Origin of the sequence: Streptomyces sp. NPDC046465, assembly GCF_040646035.1 — a bacterium.
GTDB lineage: Bacteria > Actinomycetota > Actinomycetes > Streptomycetales > Streptomycetaceae > Streptomyces.
This window is the reverse complement of record NZ_JBEYZK010000014.1, coordinates 133,909-154,378: the sequence shown is the minus strand read 5'-3', so window position 1 is coordinate 154,378 and position 20,470 is coordinate 133,909. Positions and strand designations below refer to the sequence as shown.

General features: G+C 72.7%; 18 protein-coding genes. 7 read left to right on the top strand and 11 right to left on the bottom strand.

Going from position 1 to position 20,470, the window contains the following annotated elements; all coding sequences use genetic code 11:
- Positions 1–189: 189 nt before the first annotated feature.
- Together ABZ953_RS22870 and ABZ953_RS22865 are read right to left on the bottom strand one after the other, a co-directional pair.
- Positions 190–645 (bottom strand): Lrp/AsnC family transcriptional regulator, encoded by a 456-nt coding sequence (locus ABZ953_RS22870; RefSeq protein ID WP_361726754.1) that lies wholly within the window; start codon positions 643–645, stop codon positions 190–192.
- A 10-nt stretch (positions 646–655) separates the two neighbouring features.
- Entirely contained in the window at positions 656–2,125 is a 1,470-nt protein-coding gene (locus ABZ953_RS22865; protein ID WP_361726752.1) for an amino acid permease, read from the bottom strand.
- Positions 2,126–2,445: 320 nt separating this feature from the next.
- On the opposite strand from ABZ953_RS22865, the gene ABZ953_RS22860 reads away from it, so the two are divergent.
- The 3 genes from ABZ953_RS22860 to ABZ953_RS22850 are packed head-to-tail and all read left to right on the top strand — an operon-like array spanning position 2,446 to position 5,440.
- A complete protein-coding gene (locus tag ABZ953_RS22860) occupies positions 2,446–3,561 on the top strand; it encodes an LLM class flavin-dependent oxidoreductase (protein WP_361726750.1) in 1,116 nt (371 codons plus the stop codon).
- Complete coding sequence (locus ABZ953_RS22855) at positions 3,558–4,394, top strand: SDR family oxidoreductase (RefSeq protein WP_361726748.1); 837 nt, start codon at positions 3,558–3,560, stop codon at positions 4,392–4,394. The genes ABZ953_RS22860 and ABZ953_RS22855 overlap by 4 nt, the downstream gene beginning before the upstream one ends.
- On the top strand, positions 4,391–5,440 hold the full coding sequence (locus tag ABZ953_RS22850; RefSeq protein WP_361726746.1) for a GDSL-type esterase/lipase family protein: 1,050 nt from the start codon (positions 4,391–4,393) through the stop codon (positions 5,438–5,440). Before ABZ953_RS22855 ends, ABZ953_RS22850 begins: the two co-directional genes overlap by 4 nt.
- Here the strand turns inward: ABZ953_RS22850 and ABZ953_RS22845 are convergent.
- Entirely contained in the window at positions 5,431–5,856 is a 426-nt protein-coding gene (locus ABZ953_RS22845) for a helix-turn-helix domain-containing protein (protein ID WP_361726744.1), read from the bottom strand. The genes ABZ953_RS22850 and ABZ953_RS22845 overlap by 10 nt on opposite strands.
- A gap of 109 nt (positions 5,857–5,965) precedes the next feature.
- Between ABZ953_RS22845 and ABZ953_RS22840 the strand changes: the two genes are divergently transcribed.
- The gene (locus ABZ953_RS22840; protein ID WP_361726742.1) at positions 5,966–6,781 is read left to right on the top strand and encodes an NAD(P)H-binding protein; all 816 of its coding nucleotides are present in this window, start codon (positions 5,966–5,968) and stop codon (positions 6,779–6,781) included.
- A gap of 113 nt (positions 6,782–6,894) precedes the next feature.
- On the opposite strand, the gene ABZ953_RS22835 is transcribed toward ABZ953_RS22840, so the two are convergent.
- The 5 genes from ABZ953_RS22835 to rpe all read right to left on the bottom strand — a co-directional run bounded on the left by ABZ953_RS22835 (position 6,895) and on the right by rpe (position 11,236).
- Entirely contained in the window at positions 6,895–8,337 is a 1,443-nt protein-coding gene (locus tag ABZ953_RS22835; protein ID WP_361726740.1) for a GuaB1 family IMP dehydrogenase-related protein, read from the bottom strand.
- A gap of 207 nt (positions 8,338–8,544) precedes the next feature.
- A complete protein-coding gene (locus tag ABZ953_RS22830; protein ID WP_361726738.1) occupies positions 8,545–8,934 on the bottom strand; it encodes a barstar family protein in 390 nt (129 codons plus the stop codon).
- Complete coding sequence (locus ABZ953_RS22825) at positions 8,934–9,344, bottom strand: ribonuclease domain-containing protein (protein WP_361726737.1); 411 nt, start codon at positions 9,342–9,344, stop codon at positions 8,934–8,936. The genes ABZ953_RS22830 and ABZ953_RS22825 overlap by 1 nt, the downstream gene beginning before the upstream one ends.
- Before the next feature lie 74 nt (positions 9,345–9,418).
- On the bottom strand, positions 9,419–10,471 hold the full coding sequence (locus tag ABZ953_RS22820) for a sugar-binding domain-containing protein (protein WP_361726735.1): 1,053 nt from the start codon (positions 10,469–10,471) through the stop codon (positions 9,419–9,421).
- A 78-nt stretch (positions 10,472–10,549) separates the two neighbouring features.
- Positions 10,550–11,236 (bottom strand): ribulose-phosphate 3-epimerase, encoded by a 687-nt coding sequence (gene rpe / locus ABZ953_RS22815; RefSeq protein WP_361726733.1) that lies wholly within the window; start codon positions 11,234–11,236, stop codon positions 10,550–10,552.
- 134 nt (positions 11,237–11,370) lie between these two features.
- Here rpe and ABZ953_RS22810 point away from each other — a divergent pair, with 134 nt between their 5' ends.
- Together ABZ953_RS22810 and ABZ953_RS22805 are read left to right on the top strand one after the other, a co-directional pair.
- Positions 11,371–13,476, top strand: a complete 2,106-nt coding sequence (locus ABZ953_RS22810) for an MMPL family transporter (protein ID WP_361726731.1) — start codon at positions 11,371–11,373, stop codon at positions 13,474–13,476.
- A gap of 121 nt (positions 13,477–13,597) precedes the next feature.
- Positions 13,598–14,671, top strand: coding sequence for a DUF5954 family protein (locus ABZ953_RS22805; RefSeq protein ID WP_361726730.1), 1,074 nt, complete (start codon positions 13,598–13,600; stop codon positions 14,669–14,671).
- Positions 14,672–14,695: 24 nt separating this feature from the next.
- On the opposite strand, the gene ABZ953_RS22800 is transcribed toward ABZ953_RS22805, so the two are convergent.
- Complete coding sequence (locus ABZ953_RS22800) at positions 14,696–16,150, bottom strand: transcription antitermination factor NusB (RefSeq protein WP_361726728.1); 1,455 nt, start codon at positions 16,148–16,150, stop codon at positions 14,696–14,698.
- Between the two features lie 158 nt (positions 16,151–16,308).
- The gene (gene fmt, locus ABZ953_RS22795; RefSeq protein WP_361726726.1) at positions 16,309–17,253 is read right to left on the bottom strand and encodes a methionyl-tRNA formyltransferase; all 945 of its coding nucleotides are present in this window, start codon (positions 17,251–17,253) and stop codon (positions 16,309–16,311) included.
- A gap of 284 nt (positions 17,254–17,537) precedes the next feature.
- Between fmt and ABZ953_RS22790 the strand changes: the two genes are divergently transcribed.
- The gene (locus ABZ953_RS22790) at positions 17,538–18,125 is read left to right on the top strand and encodes a hypothetical protein (RefSeq protein ID WP_361726724.1); all 588 of its coding nucleotides are present in this window, start codon (positions 17,538–17,540) and stop codon (positions 18,123–18,125) included.
- Between the two features lie 152 nt (positions 18,126–18,277).
- On the opposite strand, the gene ABZ953_RS22785 is transcribed toward ABZ953_RS22790, so the two are convergent.
- Positions 18,278–20,449, bottom strand: a complete 2,172-nt coding sequence (locus ABZ953_RS22785; protein ID WP_361726722.1) for a primosomal protein N' — start codon at positions 20,447–20,449, stop codon at positions 18,278–18,280.
- Positions 20,450–20,470: the final 21 nt, after the last annotated feature.

The following is a 20,470-nucleotide window of genomic DNA, read 5'->3' as shown; positions in this document are numbered from 1 at the left end:
GGGGGAACGCCGCAGTCCTTTCAGGGGCGCGGGGAACGCCGCAGTCCTTTCAGGGGCGCGGGGAACGCCGCAGTCCTTTCAGGGGCGCGGGGAACGCCGCAGTCCTTTCAGGGGCGCGGGGAACGGCGCGACCAGCCACAACGAACCCGCACCCGAAAAAGCACCCCCACCCGCCTCCCCCCGAAGGGCTCACGCAGGGGACCCCGAAGAAAACCTCCGCATCAACGGCGAAAGCACCAGTACGGACTTCGTCCGCTCCACGAACGGCTCCCCCGCGATCCGCTCGAGCACCCGCTCGAAATGCCGCATGTCGGCGGCGAAGACCTGGACGATCGCGTCCGCGTCCCCGGTCACGGTGGACGCGGACGCGATCTCCGGATACCGCTCGAGCCCCCGCTGGATCGACTCCGGCGACGTGTTCCGGCGACAGTAGATCTCGATGAACCCCTCGGTCTCCCACCCCAGCGCCGCGGGGTCCACCCGTACGGTGAACCCGGTGATCGCTCCGGTGGCCCGCAGCCGGTCCACGCGCCGCTTCACGGCGGGCGCGGAGAGTCCGACCAGCTGGCCGATGTCGGCGTAGGAACGGCGGGCGTCCTCGGCGAGGGCGTGCACGATGCGTTCGTCGAGATCGTTCAGTCGCACGGGGGGTGGATCACTTTTCTGCTGTGGCCAATCGGGAGCGGCTCATGCCGTACAGGAAGTAGAACACGAGGCCGACGGCCATCCAGACACCGAACACGACCCACGTGACGGAGTCGAGGCTGAACATGTTGTACGCGCAGAATCCGAAGCCGAGCACCGGGAAGAGCCAGCCGAGCGGCACCCGGAACGTGCGCGGCATGTCGGGGCGGGTCCGGCGCAGCACGATCACGGCGATGTTGACCAGGCCGAAGGCGAAGAGCGTGCCGATGCTGGTGGCGTCGACGAGCTTGCCGAGCGGGATGACCGAGGCGAGGGCGCCGCAGAAGAGCGAGACGATGACGGTGTTCACGCGGGGCGTGCCCGTCTTCGTGCTGACCTTGCCGAAGACCTTGGGGACGAGGCCGTCGCGGGACATGGCGAAGAGGACGCGGGTCTGGCCGTAGAGAACGGTCAGGACGACCGACGCGATGGAGATGACCGCGCCGGCGGCGAGGATCGTGCCCCACATGCTCTGCCCGGTGACGTCGTTCATGATCGCGGCGAGCGTGGCCTCGGAGCCCTCGAAGTCCTTCCAGTTCCAGGCACCGACGGCGACGGCGGCGACCAGGACGTAGAGGGCCGTGACGATGACCAGCGAGAGCATGATCGCGCGCGGCAGGTCCCGCTGCGGATTCTTCGCTTCCTCACCGGCGGTGGAGGCGGCGTCGAAGCCGATGTACGAGAAGAAGAGGCTCGCGGCGGCGGCGCTGACCCCGGCCGTGCCGAGCGGCATGAAGTCGGAGTAGTTGCCGGACTTGAAGCCCATGAAGCCGATGGCGCAGAAGAGCGCGAGCGCGACGATCTTCACGATGACCATGATCGTGTTGGCCGTCGCCGACTCCTTGGCGCCGCCGAGCAGGAACACCATGGCGAGCAGCACGACGACGAGGCCGGGCAGGTTGATGATGGCGCCGTCGACCTCGCCGGGCGCCGCGGAGAGCGCGTCGGGGATGGTGACGCCGATGGTCCCGTCGAGCAGCTCGTTGAGGTACTCGCCCCAGCCGACCGCGACCGCGGCGACCGAGACGCCGTACTCCAGGACCAGGCACCAGCCGCACACCCAGGCGATGAGTTCGCCCATCGTTGCGTACGCGTACGAGTAGGAGGAGCCGGCGACCGGGATGGTACCCGCAAGCTCCGCGTACGAGAGCGCCGAGAACAGGGCGGTGAGTCCGGCGATGACGAAGGAGATCGTCACGGCGGGACCGGCCTTGGGGACGCTCTCGCCGAGGACGACGAAAATGCCGGTGCCGAGCGTGGCACCGATGCTGATCATGGTCAGCTGCCACATGCCGAGGGAGCGCCGCAGCGAGCCACCGTCACCCTGGCCACCCTCCGCGACCAGGCTTTCGACCGGCTTGCGCCGCATCAGGCGGCTGCCGAGGCCAGGGCTGCCCGGGGGGCGTGGGCGGTTCTGCGGGGGTGCGCCTTGGTCGAGCACGCGCTGGCTCCTTCATCGCTGCCGGTCAGGGCGGCGAGGACTCATGGCACCCGCGCTAGGAGACGGGAACCACCGAGCAGGCAGTCCCCGCCACACCACGTACGACGCCTGACTCTAGAGTCCACGCCTTCCCGACCGTAATGCAGCAACCTTGCGTACTGGCGGATGATCATTGCGCACTTCCGTCATATACGTGCCTTCGTTGCGCCGTCCGTTTCGTCCGTTGCGTGCCGGGCCTCCCAGATGGCGGTCGACGCTTCGGTTGACACTTCGTCAGATCTCCCTCATCGTGCTCCCCGGTCGAGAGGGAGGCACAGGCCATGGACCTCGATGTGCTGTACGAGATCGACGTTCCGAAGCCCTGGGACGGACCCCATCCGCACGGCCAGCGCGCCGCCGAGCAGCGCGCCTACCGCGAGGCCGTGGAGCAGATCCGGCTCGCGGACCGGGTCGGCTTCCGCACCGTCTGGGCGGTCGAGCACCACTTCCGCGAGGGCCGCTCGCACTGCCCGGCCCCCGAGGTCCTGCTCGGCCACCTCGCCGCCCTGACCGAACGGATCCGCCTGGGCTTCGGCGTCACCCTCACCCCCTTCGGTTTCACTCCCCCACAGCGGATCGCCGAGAAGGTGGCGGCCGTGGACGTGCTCTCGGACGGCCGCGTCGAGTGGGGCACGGGCCGCTCGACCCCCATGGAGCAGACGGCCTTCGGCGTCGACCGCGAGCAGTCGCGGGCGGACTGGCGCGAGGCGATCGGGGTCGTGACGGGGATGTGGCGCGAGGAGTACTTCGCCTACGAGTCCGAGCGGTTCACCTTTCCCCGGCGGATGGTCACGCCGAAGCCGGTACAGGACCCGCACCCGCCCTGCTGGATGGCGGCGACATCCCCCGGCTCGGCGGAGGTGGCGGGCGCGGCGGGCCTCGGCCTGCTCTCCTTCTCGATCATGCAGCCGCTGGAGGCGATGGCCCGGCAGGTCGCCGCCTACCGCGCCGCCGCGCGCACCCCCACCCCGCTCACGGACGTCACCACGGACCGCGTCAGCGCGTACACGCTCGTCCACGCGGCGGACCGCCCGTCGCGGCGGGTATGGGACTCGGTGGCCTGGTGGTACCGGAACCTCGCCCAGTTCACACTCGACTGGGAGCTGCCGCACCTGACGCCCGACGAGCGCGAGCGGACCTTCCCCCTGCTCACTCCGATCATCGAGGGGAGCGCGCCCGTCGAGGAGTTCAACGACGGCGACATGATCCTCATCGGCGACGCGGAGACGATCGTCCGCAAGGCCAAGCGCTACGCCGACCTCGGCGTGGACCAGCTCATCTGCTACGTCCAGTGGGGCTACCTGGAGCATCGCGAGATCCTGCGCACGATCGAGATCCTCGGCAAGGAAGTCATCCCGGAACTGGCCGCGTACCGCCCCCGGCGGGCGGCGCCGTGAGCGCCCCCTTGGACCCTTCGGGCCCCCCGGCCCCCCTCGACAACTCGCCCATCCCCGACTACGCCGCCCTGCACCGCCTCGACGACCGCGCCTTCGTCCTGCTCGGCGCGGGCAACGGCATCGGCAGGCAGACCGCGCACGCGCTGACGGCGGCGGGCGCGCGGGTCCTGTGCGTGGATCTCGACAAGGACCGCGCCGACGCGGTCGCGGCGGAGACGGGCGGCACCGCGTACGTGGCCGACGTGACGCGGCGCGACGACATGCGTCAGCTGTTCGCCTACGCCCGCGACGAGCTGGGCGGGATCGGCGGTGTCGTCGACATCGTGGGCATGGCCCGCTACGCGCCGCTGGACGAGCTGGACGACGCGTCCTGGGACTGGCACTTCTCCCTGGTCCTGCGGCACGCCTGGTTCGCTGTGCAGTACGGCGGAGAGGCACTCGCCGCGGCCGGTGGCGGCCCCCTGGTCTTCGTCGCGTCGGTCTCGGGCCTGACGGCGGCCCCGCGGCACGCGGCGTACGGCGCGGCCAAGGCGGGCCTGATCTCCCTGGTCCGCTCGGCGGCGGTGGAGTACGGCCCGCGAGGAGTGCGCGTGAACGCGGTGGCGCCGGGCGTGGTGTGGACCCCGCGCGTGGCGGGCCTGATCGGCGAGGAGGGCCGCGCGCACAACGCCCGCAACGCTCCCCTCGGCCGGGTCGCGGAGACCTCGGACATCGCCTCCGCCCTGCTCTTCCTCGCCTCGCCGCTCTCCTCGTACGTCACCGGGCAGACGCTCGTCGTGGACGGCGGGGTCGGCGTCAAGTTCCCCTACCCCACGCTCGGCGACGCGCGGTGAGAGCAGCGCCGAGGGAGTTCACGCGGGGCGTCGCGTGGTGGTCGCCGGACGGCGCCCCCGTGCGCGCGGACCCGTCGGACCGGGACCGCCTGCCCGGCGACACGTGGCAGCGGGCGGGCCTCCCGGCAGGCATACGGCTGGAGTTCACCGCCCACGGCGTCCGGGCCGTCGAGATCACCTACACGGCCTCGGCACCGTCACCGCCGGACGCGCACCGCGCCGGACCGCCGGTCTTCACCCTCCTCGCGGAGCCGTACGGATCGCTTCCGGTCCGTACGGGCGAGCCCGGGGCGGGAGGCGGCTCACCGGCCGAGCCCCTGGACACTGCCGCCACTCCCCCGGCACCGGGACGCCACATCTGCTCGACACAACTCCAACTCCCGCACCAGGACGGGGATTTCACCCTCCACCTACCGGAGACACTGCACCCCGTCGTCCACGATCTGCGCCCCCTCGGCGGCGGCACGGTCGAGCCCGCCGCACGGCGACCGCGCTGGCTGGTGCACGGCGACTCGATCACGGAGGGCTGGTCGGCGTCGCGCCCCCACCTGACCTGGCCCGCGCTCGCGGGGCGGGCGATGGGGCTCGACACCGTGAACCTCGGGTACGCGGGCGCGGCGCGCGGCGAGCTCGCCACGGCGGAGCAACTCGCCGCCCTGGACGCCGACGCGCTCACCGTCGCCTTCGGCACGAACTGCTGGTCGCGCACGCCGCACTCGTCGGGCCTGCTGTACGAGACGACGCTCGCGTTCCTGCGTCTGGTGCGCCGGGGACACCCGCGGATCCCCCTCCTGGTCGTCTCGCCCGTGCTGCGCCCGGACGCCGAGTCGGTGCCGAACGCCCTCGGCGCCACCCTCGCCGAACTGCGCGCGGCGGTGGAGCGGGCGGCGCTTGACGCCGGTTCCGCACTGCTGCCGGGCGGCGGCCTGCTGGCACCCGGTCTCCTTGTGGACGGGGTGCATCCGGGGGACGCGGGCCATCGGGCGCTGGCGGACGCGGTGGTGTCCGCGTTGCCGCGGGGTCAGTCCTGGGCCGGTCAGTCCTGAGCCGCGTCGTAGCGCTCGCGGGCGGCCGCGATGGCCGGACGGTGGTCGATGGACCAGTCGGCGAGGGCCTTGACGAGGTGGGTGAGGCTGTGGCCAAGCTCGGTCAGCTCGTACTCGACCTGCGGCGGAATCGTCGGGTGGACGGTGCGCTCGACCAGTCCGTCGCGCTCCAGACGGCGCACGGTGAGGGTGAGCATGCGCTGCGAGATGCCGCCGTGGATCCGGCGCTGCAGCTCCTTGAAGCGCAGGACGCCCGAGGCGAGTTCGACCACGACGTACACGGACCACTTGTCGCCGAGCCGGTCGAGGACGTCCCGCACACCGCACTCGTCCTGCGGGGTCTCGCAACTGATCACCGGTTCGGGACCGGCCCCGGGAGCGGGCGGAGTGGTTACCGCCGTGTGCCCTACTGACATGAAAGTGCCTCCTTATGCGCATGCGTCGCGCCGACCACGATGGTCACAGGCCGGTCACCCGGCCCCGCCCGGACAGCGGGCGCAACCACTTCCACGGGGGAACCTTCCCATGCTCATGATCACCGGTGCCACGGGCGCCCTCGGCACGCTCGTCACCGCCCGCCTCGCGGACCGCGACGACGTCGTCATCGGCACCCGCAGCCCCGCTCCCGGCGGCCGGCGCGTCGACTTCGACGACCCGGACACCCTGGACTTCACCGGCGTCGGCACACTCCTCCTCATCTCCGCGGGGGCCGCCGAGGACGACGTGGTCATCGCCCGCCACGACGCCGTGATCTCCGCGGCCGAGAAGGCGGGCGTCGGCCACCTCGTCTACACCAGCCTGAGCGGCGACGGCGACCACCTGACGTACGCACTGGCCCACCGCTGGACCGAACGCAGGCTGCGCGACTCGACACTGAACTGGACGGTCCTGCGCAACGGCCTGTACGCGGAGTTCCTCGCGGCGATCGCCGCGCCCGGCCCCGACGGAACCATCGCCGCGCCACTGGGGTCGGGCCGCCTCGCCGCCGTGGCGCGCGAGGACCTGGCGGAGGTCGCGGTACGGGTGGCGACGGACCCGGCCCCCCACACGGGCCGCACCTACGAACTGGTCGGCGAACACCCCCTGGGCGGCACCGACCTGGCCGCGGCGACCGGCGGCTCGTACGAACCCGACACACTCACCGCGACCCGCAAGGCCATCACCGAGGCCGCCCAGGCCCTGCCCTTCCAGATCCCGATGCTCCTGAGCACGTACGCGGCCATAGCGGGCGGCTTCCTGGACGGCACGACTCTCGCGCAGCAGGGAACGCTCCGATCCCTCCTGGGCAGAGCCCCCCACCCGCCCATCGACGCCTACAGGGCCGCGTTGCAGACCACCTAGGGGCGCGGGGAACTGCGCGAATCTTTCAGGGGCGCGGGGAACTGCGCGACAAGCCACGGCCGACCCGCAGCCGAACGAGCAGCCCACAGCCCCCCGCCCCCAAAGAGAACCCGCTAGCTCCAGCTGGCGTGAAGCGGCTTACCCTCCGCATACCCCGCCGCACTCTGCACACCCACGGTGGCCCGCTCCGCGAACTCCGCGAGCGACCCCGCACCCGCGTACGTGCAGGAGGACCGGACACCAGCGATGATCGAGTCGATCAGGTCCTCGACGCCCGGCCGGGCCGGGTCGAGGAACATGCGCGAGGTGGAGATGCCCTCCTCGAAGAGCGCCTTGCGGGCCCGGTCGTACGCCGACTCCTCGCTCGTGCGGTTGCGCACCGCGCGGGCGGAGGCCATGCCGAACGACTCCTTGTAGAGGCGGCCGTTGGCGTCCTGCTGGAGGTCGCCCGGGGACTCGTAGGTCCCGGCGAACCACGAGCCGACCATGACGTTCGACGCACCGGCGGCCAGCGCCATGGCGACGTCGCGCGGGTGCCGGACACCTCCGTCGGCCCACACGTGCTTGCCGAACTTCGCGGCCTCGGCGGCGCATTCGAGCACCGCGGAGAACTGCGGACGGCCGACGCCGGTCATCATGCGCGTGGTGCACATCGCGCCGGGGCCCACGCCGACCTTGATGATGTCCGCGCCGGCCTCGATCAGGTCGCGCACGCCCTCGGCGGCGACGATGTTGCCCGCCACGATCGGGACGTGCGGGTCGAGTCCGCGCACGGCCTTGACCGCGGCGATCATCGACTCCTGGTGGCCGTGCGCGGTGTCCACGACGAGCGTGTCGACGCCCGCGTCGAGGAGCTGCTTGGCCTTGCCCGCCACGTCGCCGTTGATGCCGACGGCGGCGGCGATGCGCAGGCCGCCGTTGGCGTCGACGGCGGGGGTGTAGAGCGTGGCGCGCAGGGCGCCCGTACGGGTGAGGATGCCGGCGAGGCGGCCTTCCTTGTCCACGGCCGGGGCGTACCTGCGGTTGGCGCCGTCCAGCTTGTTGAAGGCGTCGCGCGGGTCGATGTCGGCGTCCAGGAGCAGCAGGTCCTTTGACATGACTTCGGAGAGCTGCGTGAAGCGGTCGACGCCGCTGAGGTCGGCGTCCGTGACGACACCGACGGGCTTCTGGTCGGCGTCGACGACGACACCGGCGTCGTGCGCGCGCTTGGGCAGCAGCGCGAGAGCGTCCGCGACGGTCTGCGAGGGGGCCAGGACGATCGGGGTGTCCAGGACGTGGTGGCGCGTCTTGACCCAGGAGACGACGTCGGTGACGACCTCGATCGGGATGTCCTGGGGGATGACGACGATGCCGCCACGGCGGGCGACGGTCTCGGCCATGCGCCGGCCGGCGATCGCGGTCATGTTGGCGACGACCAGCGGGATCGTGGTACCGGTGCCGTCGGGCGAGGACAGGTCGACGGCCTGGCGGGAGCCGACGGCGGAGCGCCTCGGGACCATGAAGACGTCGTCGTACGTCAGGTCGTACGCAGGCTGGATGTCATTGAGGAAGCGCACGTGCTGCTCATCCCAGTCGATCAGAGGTGGCCCCCGGACAGTTAGGCCAGGGGGAAAGCACGTACTTCATTCTCCCATGCCACCGGTGCTGTGCGGCCTGGGACGATCACCCAGGCGGGCGACGCGGCCGGTGGTCGGATCGTCCAAGCGGGACCGTGAAGCGGAACAGTCCGTTCAGCGCTCGCGACGCTCCGTGTCGATGAGGGCCTAGGGCCCCAGCACGAGGACGATCTCCAGGCCGGTCTCCGCGCCCCGCCAGTGCCCGACCGCCGCCGTGAACACCTCCTGCGCGATCTCCCACTCCTCCGGCGCCGCCCGCGCGTACTCCTGCCAGTTGGAGACGACGAGCAGCCGCCCGCTCGCGCGGGGCGCCCAGGACAGATCGGTGAGGCAGTCGGCGAGGGCGTCCCAGTTGTGCCCGAACCAGTCGGGCAGGCCGAGGCCGCGGGCGCAGCGCTCCATGAAGGCGGCCTTGTCCACCACTCCGGCCAGGGAGAGCGTCGCGGTGGTCCAGCCCGTGCCGCGTGCCGCGTCGAGCACGGGCGCGAGCGGGTCGGCTGCGTGCGGGTCGGGTGCGCTGTCAGTACCGCCGGGCATTACCTGAGCACCGCCTTGAAGGACGCGTAGTGGTCGTCCGTGTAGTAGATCTCTTCGCCGCTGCCGGTGACGATCCGCCGGGCGCCGCGGTCGCGCTCGCCCGGCGTGCGGACGGTGTACTCGTGGTAGTAGCCGCGTCCGCGGCGCGGCAGCTCCCGCTCGAAGTTGCCGAAGACGGTGCCGTCCTTCCCGTACGGGAAGGGGCCCCCGTCATCGATGCGGCGCAGCGTCTGCCGCGCCTCGGCGGGCAGGCGGTCGACCTGGACGGTGGCCATCCCGCGGGCCCAGCCGGGGGCGTCCCCTCCGGTGCCGGTGCCGGTGCCGGTGCCGCCCGAGGAGCACCCGGCCACCAGGACACCGAGACAGAGCAGCAGCACCCCAAGGACGCGGGGAACAAACCGGTTCAGCATGTCTCAGACCTTGCCATGGCGTCCCTTCAGGGGCGCGAGGAACTGCGCGATCGGCCCCCACGGCCCGCAGGCGCTCAGCTCCCGTCCGGGTCCGCCCGGTTCAGCGCGGGCCGGGGCGCAGCCCCGGCGACGAGCAACTGGTCAGCGGCCGCCGTGTCCGTCACCAGACTGGTGACGAGCCCCGACCGGAGCACCGCGTCGATGGCGGCAGCCTTCCGCTGCCCCCCGGCGATGGCGACGACCTCCGGGATGCGCCGGAGCCGATCCGCTTCGACGGTGATGCACCGCTCCCCGAGGTCCCGCCCGACCCGGCGCCCCTCGGCATCGAACAAATGGGCAGACATCTCCGCAGCAACTCCCAGCGAAGCGTAATGCGCCCGCTCCTCGTCGCTGAGCATGTCGTGGACCGTGGAGATGCCCGGCTCCCAGGAGCCGATGGAGACGCAGGCGACCGTGACCTTGTCGAAGTACTCGAAGGCGCGGGCGATGCCGGTCTGGTTGCGCAGCGCCGCCGCGGTGGCGGGGTCGGGCAGCAGCATCGGCGCGTAGATCGGGTGGGCCTCGCCGCCGGACACCTGGGCGGCGCGGCGGACGGCCTCGACGGAGCCGCGCTCGGCGGTCCCCGCGTCGTACACGCCCGTCAGCTGCACGACGGTGCACGGCGGCAGTTGGCTGAGCGCGGCTGCCATGTGGATCGTGGAGCGGCCCCAGGCGAGGCCGAGCACATCGCCCTCGTTGACCAGCTCGCCGAGCAGGTCCGCCGCCACCTCGCCGAGGTTCTCGGGATCGGGGGACTCGTCGATCTCGTCGGCGGGCGCCGGCGACTCCACGACGACGGCGTGCCGCAGGCCGTAGCGGGCGCGCAGCGCGTCCGAGCGCTCCGCGTCCAGCTCTGCGGGCACCCTGATCTCGATGCGCACGAGATCCCGCTCCAGGGCGGTCTCCAGGACCCGGGCCACCTTGAAGCGGCTGACGCCGAACTCCTCGGCGATCTGGATCTTGGACTTGCCCTCGAGGTAGAAGCGGCGGGCCATGGCCGCCGCCTGCACCAGCTCCGCGGGTCCCATCCGCATGGCTGACCGACCCGCCGACATGGCCGACACGGCGCTCTCCTCACTGCTGTTCACAAACTGGGTTCGCCGTTCATCCTTGCAGATCCGGCCTAGTTGATCAGCCCTGAGGGACTGCGTTCACGTTCTCGTGGCTCAGTGGTCGCACGCCCATGCGCTTGACGCTGTCTTTGCCTCGGCTTGGGTGCGCAATGAACGTACCGCGTCTGCCGGATCCTTGGCGCCGTAGACGGCGGAGCCCGCGACGAATACGTCGGCGCCCGCGTCGGCGCAGCGCTCGATGGTCTCGGCCGAGACACCGCCGTCGACCTGCAGCCACATCTCCAGGCCGTGCTTGCCGATCAGGTCACGGGTGCGGCGGATCTTGGGCAGCATGATGTCCAGGAAGGACTGGCCGCCGAAGCCCGGCTCGACCGTCATGATCAACAGCATGTCGAGCTCGGGGAGCAGGTCCTCGTACGGCTCGATGGGCGTCGCCGGCTTCAGCGCCATGGAGGCGCGGGCACCCTTGGCCCGGATCTCGCGTGCGAGGCGGACCGGGGCCGCGGCGGCCTCCGCGTGGAAGGTGACGGATCCGGCACCCGCCTCGACGTACTGCGGGGCCCAGCGATCGGGGTCCTCGATCATCAGGTGACAGTCCAGCGGCGTGTCCGTCGCACGGGCCAGGGACTCTACGACCGGCACTCCCAGGGTGAGGTTCGGGACGAAGTGGTTGTCCATCACGTCGACGTGGAGCCAGTCGGCGCCTTCGACCGCCTTTGCCTCCTCGGCAAGACGGGCGAAGTCCGCGGACAGGATGCTGGGGTTGATCTGCACGGCCATGCCCCAAGCCTCCCATGCCCGGCACGCGTTGCGAGCAGCAGTCCACCGCATGGGCACAGCGGCTCCCGCCCCCGCACGCCCGGTGCCATGCTGGATCGTCCAGCGGCACCGCGCACGGCGAGCGGGGGGAAGCCATGGCGGACGTACGGCGGCAGGGGCGGCACGGGGTCGCGTGGCTGGTGTGCGGGCGGCGCACCAAGTGGCTGGTGGTGCTGTTCTGGCTGGTGGTGATCATCGTCGCCGCGCCGCTGGCCCAGAAGCTCACCGACGCCCAGGAGAACGACGCGGAATCCTGGCTGCCCGGCTCCGCGGAATCGACCCAAGTCCTTGACATCTCCGACGGGTTCAGGCCCGAGGCGATCCCCGCCATCGTCGTGTACGCCCGCGAAGGCGGCCTCACCGCGGCGGACCGTTCGCGGATCGCGGCGGACGTCCGACAGGCCCGGGAGCTGCGCGCCCACGGCGTCCGGGGCGCCGAGACCCGCGGCCCCCTGTACGACCGGAAGGCGGGCGCCGAGGCCGCCCAGGTCGTCGTCCCGATCACCATGGACGCCGAGGGCTGGGAACGCATCGGGCCCGCCGTCGACTCCGTCAAGGAGCGGGTGGGCGACGGCGGTGCAGGCCTTTCCGTGCACGTCACCGGGCCGGGCGGCACCGCCGCCGACTCCGCCGAGGCCTTCGAGGGCATCGACTCCACGCTGCTGCTCTCGGCGGCGGGCATCGTCGTCGTGATCCTCTTGCTCACCTACCGCAGCCCGACGCTGCTCCTTGCCCCGCTGATCGCCGTCATCACCGCGCTGTTCACCGCCCAGGCGCTCATCTACCTGCTCGCCGCGCACGCGGACCTGACCGTCAACGGCCAGAGCGCGGGCATCCTGACCGTGCTCGTCTTCGGCGCGGGGACCGACTACGCCCTGCTTCTCGTCGCTCGCTATCGCGAAGAGCTGCGCCGCCACGAGGACCGCCACGAGGCGATGGCCCTCGCCCTGCACCGGGCGGGCCCCGCGGTCCTCGCCTCGGGTGCGACCGTCGTCCTGAGCATGCTGGTGCTGCTGGCCGCCGAGATGAATTCGACGCGCGGCCTCGGCCCGGTCGCCGCGATCGGCGTCGCCATCGGTCTCCTCGCAATGCTCTCGCTCTTCCCCGCCCTCCTGGTGATCTTCGGCAGGTGGTTCTTCTGGCCGCTGGTCCCGCACGCCGGTTCTCCCGAACCCACCGAGCACGGCCTGTGGGCCCGCACGGGGCGGCGCATCGCCCGCCGCCCGCGGCTGATCTGGGCGGTCACGGGGGTGGTCCTCGCCCTGCTCTCGCTCGGCCTGCTGCAGCTGCGGGCCGAAGGGCTCAGCAACGCCGACGCGTTCACCGACAAGCCGGAATCGATCACCGGCCAGGAGGTGCTCGCACGCCACTTCCCCGCGGGCTCCGGCGATCCGCTGGTGATCGTGGCGGACACGGCGCGCGGCGACCGGATCGGCGAGATCGTCGCGGGCACCCGGGGCGTGCAGCCCGGCAGTGTCGTCGTACCGCCGGGGACGAAGCCCGAGCACGACGGCAAGGTGCTGTTCGAGGCGACGCCGAAGGACCCGTCCGACAGCGCGGCCGCCAAGCGGACCGTGGAGCGGGTGCGCGAAGCCGTGCACGCCGTCCCCGGCGCGGACGCGCGGGTGGGCGGCGGCACGGCCGCCCTGCTCGACATGGACCGCGCCACGGCCCACGACAACAAGCTGGTCATCCCGCTGGTCCTGGTCGTGGTCCTGCTGATCCTCGGCGTCCTGCTGCGCGCGGTGGTCGCCCCGCTCCTGCTGATCGCGACGGTCGTGCTGTCCTTCGCGACGGCCCTCGGCCTGAGCGCCCTGGCCTTCCGCCACCTCTTCGACTACGCGGGCGAGCCGACCGACTTCCCGCTGTTCGTCTTCGTGTTCCTGGTGGCGCTCGGCATCGACTACAACATCTTCCTGTCCACCCGCATCCGCGAGGAGGCGAGCCGCCAGGGCACCCGCGCGGGCGTCCTGACGGCCCTCGCCGCGACCGGCGCGGTGATCACCTCGGCGGGCCTGGTCCTCGCGGGCACGTTCGCGGCGCTCGGCACGCTTCCGATGGTGGCGTTCGCCGAGATCGGCTTCGCGGTGGCGCTCGGCGTGTTGCTCGACACGTTCGTCGTACGTTCGGTCCTGGTGACGTCGCTCTTCCTGGACGTGGGCGCGAAGGTGTGGTGGCCGCGCTCCGATCTGGACCCCTGAGGGAACCGGTCTGCCCCCCTGAGGGAACCGGACAATTCAGGAAACCGGCACGGCAGCGTACGGAGGCCGCCAGGATGGTGGCATGAGCCAGGAGGACGCGAGGCCGGGCCGGACATGGCCGATGACAGTGCGAATGCCGGTGGAGCCGGTGGAAGCGGCCATGGAGGCCGACGCATCCGACGCCGCGTCGCGGACCGGCTCGCTCGCCGTGCGCGGCCCCCTGTTCGGGGTGGCCGCGCAGCGTCGGGAGGACGGCGGGCGGTGGCGGGTGACCGGCGAGGTGACACAGGGATGTCCGCAGCAGGCCCGGGACGACCTGCTCTCGCTGCTGTGGTTCCGGGCGAAGGACGATGCCCGGGACAGGGCGGAGAGACGTGCTCTGCTGGCGGCGGTGGCCCGGCTGGAGAGCGAGTGCGTCGACGAACTCACCGTGACCGGCACCCGCTACCGGATCGTGCGGGCCGAGGAGTACGTCGGTCTGGACGTGCACGGCGGCATCGAGCAGCCCCGCCCGACCGACGAACACCACGCCTCGCCCGACTGGGACCGCGGTGTCAGGCATCCGAAGATCGACGAAGGCCTTGTCCTCGACCCCGCCGCCCCCGTCACTCCGGCGCAGGCCGCGGAACGCCTCGCGCTGCGCGCCCTTGAGTACACCGGCTCCCGCTACCCCGACCAGGTACGCGCCGACTCGCACCGGGCCGTGCGGAGTCACCCCGACGTCCTGCTGCTGCCCGCCACGTTCGCGGTCGTGGAACGCAGCGACGGCAACTGGGCGCCGGGCAGCGCCCTGCACGTCAGCGCGCACGACGCCCGGAAGACGCTGTACTTCTCCCTGACCTGGTGGGAGCCGCGCAGATGCGGCCTCATCCCCATGGACGCCGACGTGGCGACCGACGCCCGCACCCTGACCGCCGAGGGCACCGACCCCGCGGCGGCGGAGCTGGCGGTCTACGCCGAGGCCGCCGGCCGGCTCCGCGCAGGCCACCTCAACGAAATCGAGTTCCAGGGCACCGTCTCCCGGATCGGCCGCATCCGCAGGCTGCTGCGCTGGGGCCCCGACGGCCCCGAAGGCCCCCGCCCCTCCGACGTCAACAGCCACGCCCCCGGCCCGATACACCCCGCCCTCGACGAGGACGGCAACGTGCACTTCGCCGATGAGGGAGCCGAAGAGGGCGCCGAAGAGGGACCCTGACCGGCGGGCCGACGCGCACGACCGTCAGGCGGTCCGCCGGATCAGCGCCAGATACATCGCGTCCGTCCCGTGCAGATGCGGCCACAGCTGTACGTCGGGGCCATCGCCCAGCGCCGGTACGTTCGCCAACAGCGGCCGCGCGTCGATGAGTTCGGCCCCGCCGGACTGCTTGAGCACGTCGTCCACGACGGCCCGCGTCTCGGCCAGGTGCGGCGAGCAGGTGGCGTACCCGACGACGCCGCCGACGCGCACGGACTCCAACGCCGTGCGCAGCAGCCCGCGCTGCAGCGGCGCGAAGCCCTCCAAATCCTGCGGACGGCGCCGCCAGCGGGCCTCGGGGCGGCGGCGCAGCGCGCCGAGTCCCGTGCAGGGCACGTCCATCAGGACGCGGTCGAAGGTGCCGGGCCGCCAGGGCGGACGGGTGCCGTCGGCCGCGATGACCTCGTACGGCCCGGGATTTCCCGCGAGCGCCTGCGCGACAAGACCGGCGCGGTGCGGCTGCTTCTCGGCGGCGAGCAGCGCGGCGCCCCGCCCGGCGGCGAGCCCGGCGAGCATGGCGGCCTTGCCGCCGGGGCCCGCGCAGCCGTCGAGCCACCTCTCGTCGCGACCCTCCAGCGGGGCGTTCGCGAGTGCGAGCGCGACCAGCTGACTGCCCTCGTCCTGCACGCCCGCGCGACCCTCGCGCACGGCCTCCAGGGCCCCCGGCTCGCCGCCCTCGCTGAGCCGCACGGCATACGGCGACCAGCGCCCGGGCAGCGCGGAGTCCTCACCCACGGAGTCGAGGAGCTCCTCGGCGGTGGCCCGTCCCGGCCGCGCCACCAGCGTCACCTCGGGCCGCTCGTTGTCGGCCTCCAGCAGGTCCTCGATACCGGCGCGGCCGCCGCCCAGCGCGTCCCACAGCGCCGAGACGACCCAGCGGGGGTGCGAGTGGACGACGGCCAGGTGGTCCTCGGGGTCCTCGTCATAGGGCGGCGCGACCTTCTCCACCCACCCGTCCAGATCGTCCTGGGAGACCTTGCGCAGCACGGCGTTGACGAACTTGGCCCGCCCGTCGCCGAGCACCACGCGCGCCAGCTCCACGGAGGCGGAGACGGCGGCGTGCGTCGGGATGCGGGTGCCGAGCAACTGGTGCACGCCCATGTTGAGCACGTCGAGGACCGGCGGGTCGACCTCGCGCAGCGGCCGGTCGATGCAGGCCGCGACGATGGCGTCGTACGTGCCCTGGCGGCGCAGGGTTCCGTAGACCAGCTCGGTGGCGAGCGCGGCGTCACGGGCGTCGAAGCCCTCCTGCTTCTCCCTGGCCTTGCGCAGCAGCGGCGGCAGGACGAGGTTCGCGTACGCGTCGCGCTCGTCTACGGCCCGCAGCGCCTCGAAGGCGAGGAAGCGGACGGGGTCCTTCTGCGGGCGGCGGTAGGGCTTGCCGGACTTCCCCGGCTTGCCGGAGGACTTGCGGGGAGGCCGGTTCGGCTGGTCGTTCAAAGGTGCTCCGCTGCTGAATGGTTCGAATGCTTTGGTTCGGATGCTCGGATGCTCTGGTTCGGATGCTCTGGTTCGAATGCTCGTGAGGGACCGCAGGGCCACGCCACGAGGACGGCCCGGCGGGCCGGGAGACGGAACGGGCCGGTCAGGCCCATCGTTCAGCCTACGTCGCCCGCGCCCACCCGCTCGCCGGAGGCGATCCGCACCCCGCGCGCCCAGTCCGCGCCGCGCATCGGCTTCTTGCCCTGCGGCTGGACCCAGAGCAGCTCGACGGCGTGCGATCCGGAACCGACGTACACGTTGTTCTTGGCCGCGGACAGCTCACCGGGCGCGAGGTCGGTACGGTCCTGGACGAGCGCCGCCTGGATGATCTTCAGACGCTCGCCGCGGAAGACGGTCCAGGCGCCGGGGGCGGGGGTGCAGCCGCGCACCACGCGGTCGACACGCAGGGCCGGTGCCGCCCAGTCCACCTGGGCGTCCTCGACGGAGATCTTCGGAGCGAGAGTGACGCCGTCGGCCGGCTGCGGCACCGCGTGCAGGCTGCCGTCCTCGATGCCGTCCATGGTCGCGACGAGCAGCCCCGAACCCGCGAACGCGAGCCGCGTGAGCAGGTCGCCGCTGGTGTCGGTGGGCCGCACTTCCTCCGTCACCGTGCCGTACACCGGCCCGGAGTCGAGTCCCTGCTCGATCAGGAAGGTGGAGGCACCGGTGATCTCGTCCCCCGCGAGGACCGCGTGCTGCACGGGAGCGGCGCCGCGCCAGGCGGGCAGCAGCGAGAAGTGCAGGTTGACCCAGCCGCGGGCCGGGACGTCCAGGGCGGCCTTGGGCAGCAGCGCGCCGTAGGCGACGACGGGGCAGCAGTCGGGGCCGATCTCGCGCAGCCGCGCCAGGAAGTCCTCGTCACGCGGCTTCGCGGGCTTGAGCACCTCGATGCCGGCCTCCACCGCGCGCTCCGCGACCGGGCTCGCGACGAGCCTGCGCCCCCGTCCCGCGGGCGCGTCCGGACGGGTCACGACGGCGGCGACCTCGTGCCGGTCGGAGGCGATCAGGGCGTCAAGGGCGGGGACGGCGACCTCGGGAGTGCCTGCGAAGACGAGCTTCACTGGTGGGTACCTCGGATCTCTGGGGTGGGGCGACGGCGGCGGGGTGGGGCGACGGCAGCGCACCAGTCTATGGGCCGCTCCGGGAGCCCGCCCGGGACGGTCCTCGCGAGACGGGTGGTTGACGCCGTCGGGGGCGTACGAATCGGCGCGCGCCCTGTGCATATGCACATACGCCCCTGCACCGTGACCCCACACGAACTAGCGCGTTGGTCAAGAAAGAGTTGACCACAACGGGCCTCGGATGCGGCCCGATCCTTTTAAACGCCGGTTCGAGAGGCTTGTTCATGGCCGACCACGCAACCCACGACGCCCAGGCACGGGCCAGCCTGCACCTCTTGGTGCGGGACATCGAGCGGGTCCGCCGGCAGGTGGACGCGCTGCGTACCCTCACCGCCCAGCTCGGCAACGTCTACCGCCCGCGCCGCTCCAGCCCGTCCGCGGGATTCGTCGTGTACGGGCGGGCCCCCGCCCCGACCGTCCGTCTCGCCCAGGAACTGCGGGACAGCGTCGAGACACTGGTGACCGCGGCGGTGGACTTCGACCGCTCGCTCGGGTTCTCGTGGGACGCGGTGGGCTCGGCCCTCGGCGTCACCAAGCAGGCGGTCCACCGTCGTTACGGCGCGCGGCGGGCCACCACGCAGGCGGCGGCCGAGGCGGAGCGCGCCACGGAGACGCCCGCGCCTTCGGTGGCGGCCGCAGCCACGGCGACGGTCACCGCGACGCGTCCGCTGCCGGTCGGCGTCCCCTTGCCGTCCGTCCCCCTGCCGTCCGTCCCCGCCGCCCGCGCGATGCCGACCCAGCCCACCGCGGGCAGCCCCACGCTCCGCGAAGAAGCCAGGCCGAACGCTTTTCCCGGCCCCCGCAACGGCTGACGTCCCGTCCCGACCGCTGCCTCCTCGCTCCTCCGCCAAGGACGAGGGGGCAGCTTTGTGCCGGTTCGGCACAGGACCGAACCAGGCCAGACCCCAGCCCCCAGCCCAACGACAACCGGCCCAACGACAACCAGAGACGACAACCGGCGGTGTCAGCCGATGTCCGGCGGATCCACCCGGATCCGCACCGCCTCGCCCCCGGCCTCCCTCGCACCCTTGGCCCCCCTGGCCATCCGCGCCGCCTGCGCCGTCTTCAGTGCGGCCGCGAGCGCGGCGCCGCTCCCCGGAGGGACCCGGATGAGCACCCGCTCCGTCTGCTCCCCCGTCGGCGCGCCCCCGCCCCGCCGGGCCGGTGCCTGCCCGGCCTCCCGTACCGGCACGGGCCCCAGCACCACCGCGTCCCGCGGCAGTTCGGCGCCCGCCAGGAACTCCGACAGCGCCTCGGGCGCCCCGGACACCGCCACCATCCGCGACACCGGCGGGAAGGCCAGCTCGGCCCGCTCCGCGAGCTCCCGCACCGCGTGGCCGACGGGGTCCCACCGCACCAGCGCCTGCACGGGCCGCAGCGTCGGCTCGGCGACGACCACGACCGTGCCGCCCTCGCCCTGCGGACGGACCAGCGACGACGCCGCGATCCACCGCCGCAGCGCGTCCTCGCCCGCCCGGAGATCGGGGCGGCCCAGCATGGCCCACCCGTCGAGCAGCAGGGCGGCCGCGTAACCGCCCTCGGCGACGGGCTCCGCCCCCGGCGTGCTCACCACAAGCGCGGGACCGCCCGGCACCGTGTCGAGCACCTGCTCGCGCCCCGATGTCCGCACCGGCACCGCGGGAAACGCCCGCCCCAGTTCCTCGGCGGTCCGACGGGCCCCGACCACCTGCGCGCGCAGCCGGAACGCACCGCACGACTCGCAGTGCCACTGCGCCTCCTCCACCCCGCACCAGCCGCACCGTAGGGCGGATCCACTGTCCTGTGCCTCCAACGGCCCGGCGCACCGCCGGCACCGCGCGGGCTCCCTGCACCGCTCGCAGGCGAGCCGCGGCACATACCCGCGGCGCGGCACCTGCACCAGGACGGGCCCGTGCTTCAGCCCTTCCCGCGCCACCCGCCAGGCCAGCGTCGGCAACCGGGCGGCCCGCGCCGCCTCGTCCCGTGCGAGGTCTCCGTCGCCCACGGTCCGCACCAGCGGAGCGGCCCCCCGCACCTGCTCGCGATCGGCGACGAGCGGCGCGGCCCAGCCGCTCTCGACGAGCTGCGCGGCCTCCACCGTGCAGCTCCAACTTCCCAGCAGGAAACCGCACTTGTCCCGCGAGGCCCGCAGTTCGAGCACCTCACGCACGTGCGGGAACGGCGCGTGGTCGTCACTGAGGTTGGTGTCCCCGTCGTCCCAGACGACGACGAGCCCCAGGTCCCGTACGGGCGCGAACATGGCGGCGCGAGTGCCGACGACGGCCCGCACGGCCCCGCGCCGCACGGACAGCCACTCCTGATAGCGCCGCTCCTGCCCGGCATCGGCGGTAAGGAGCGCATGCCGGCCCGCACCGAGCAGTTCGGTGAGCGCGGCGTCCACGCGCGCGGCGGGACGCCCGGTCGGTACGACGACGAGCGCGCCGCGCCCCGAGGCGAGCGTGGCCTGAACCGCGCGGGCGATCTCCTCGGCCCACTGCGGCCCCGGCAGCGCGGTCCATACGGCGCGGGGCGCGCCCCCCGAGGCCAACGCCCGCAGGAACTCGGCCCCGTGTCCGTACCGCTGCCAGCTCCCCGCCTCGGGCGGTGGGGGCGGGGCGGGCGGCTCGGGCATCTGTCGCGCCTCGGCCCGCGCGTGCCGGGGCGGGATCGCCAGCTGCAGCACGTCGGCGAGGCTGCCCGCATACCGGTCGGCGACCGCCCGGTACAGCTCGAGGAGCCCGGCGTCGAGCACGGGCTCCGGCGACACGACCTGGGCCAGGGCCGCCAACGGCCCGCTGTAATCGCTATCGGCGCACCGCTCGACGATGAAGCCGTCGATGAGACCGCCTCCTTCACGCCGCCCCTCGCGCACGTTCCGCGACCCGGCGCCGAACCGCACCCGGACGCGCACCCCGGGCTGCGCCACGGCATCGAGCTCCTCGGGCACGGCGTAGTCGAAGTACCGGTCGAGATGCAGTACCCCCTTGTCGACGAGCACGCGCGCGACCGGCAACTCCTTGGCCAGCGCGGCTCCCCGCCACGTCCGCGGCTTGGCCCGCGGCACCTTGGCCCGGCGCACCGACTCCCGAATGAGCGCAAGCTGCTCCGGCTCCGCGGCTCCCCCGCCGCCCTCGAACCCTTCGTTCTCCCTGCTCACAGCTGCATTCCTACCAGACCG

What these genes read in the sequence shown, in the direction of transcription:
- ABZ953_RS22845 (WP_361726744.1), bottom strand. Translation starts at nt 5,856, where the DNA reads ATGTCAGTAGGGCACACGGCGGTAACCACTCCGCCCGCTCCCGGGGCC.
- ABZ953_RS22830 (WP_361726738.1), bottom strand. Translation starts at nt 8,934, where the DNA reads ATGCCCGGCGGTACTGACAGCGCACCCGACCCGCACGCAGCCGACCCG.
- ABZ953_RS22805 (WP_361726730.1), top strand. Translation starts at nt 13,598, where the DNA reads ATGACAGTGCGAATGCCGGTGGAGCCGGTGGAAGCGGCCATGGAGGCC.
- ABZ953_RS22825 (WP_361726737.1), bottom strand. Translation starts at nt 9,344, where the DNA reads ATGCTGAACCGGTTTGTTCCCCGCGTCCTTGGGGTGCTGCTGCTCTGT.
- rpe (WP_361726733.1), bottom strand. Translation starts at nt 11,236, where the DNA reads ATGGCCGTGCAGATCAACCCCAGCATCCTGTCCGCGGACTTCGCCCGT.
- ABZ953_RS22790 (WP_361726724.1), top strand. Translation starts at nt 17,538, where the DNA reads ATGGCCGACCACGCAACCCACGACGCCCAGGCACGGGCCAGCCTGCAC.
- ABZ953_RS22840 (WP_361726742.1), top strand. Translation starts at nt 5,966, where the DNA reads ATGCTCATGATCACCGGTGCCACGGGCGCCCTCGGCACGCTCGTCACC.
- ABZ953_RS22810 (WP_361726731.1), top strand. Translation starts at nt 11,371, where the DNA reads ATGGCGGACGTACGGCGGCAGGGGCGGCACGGGGTCGCGTGGCTGGTG.
- ABZ953_RS22860 (WP_361726750.1), top strand. Translation starts at nt 2,446, where the DNA reads ATGGACCTCGATGTGCTGTACGAGATCGACGTTCCGAAGCCCTGGGAC.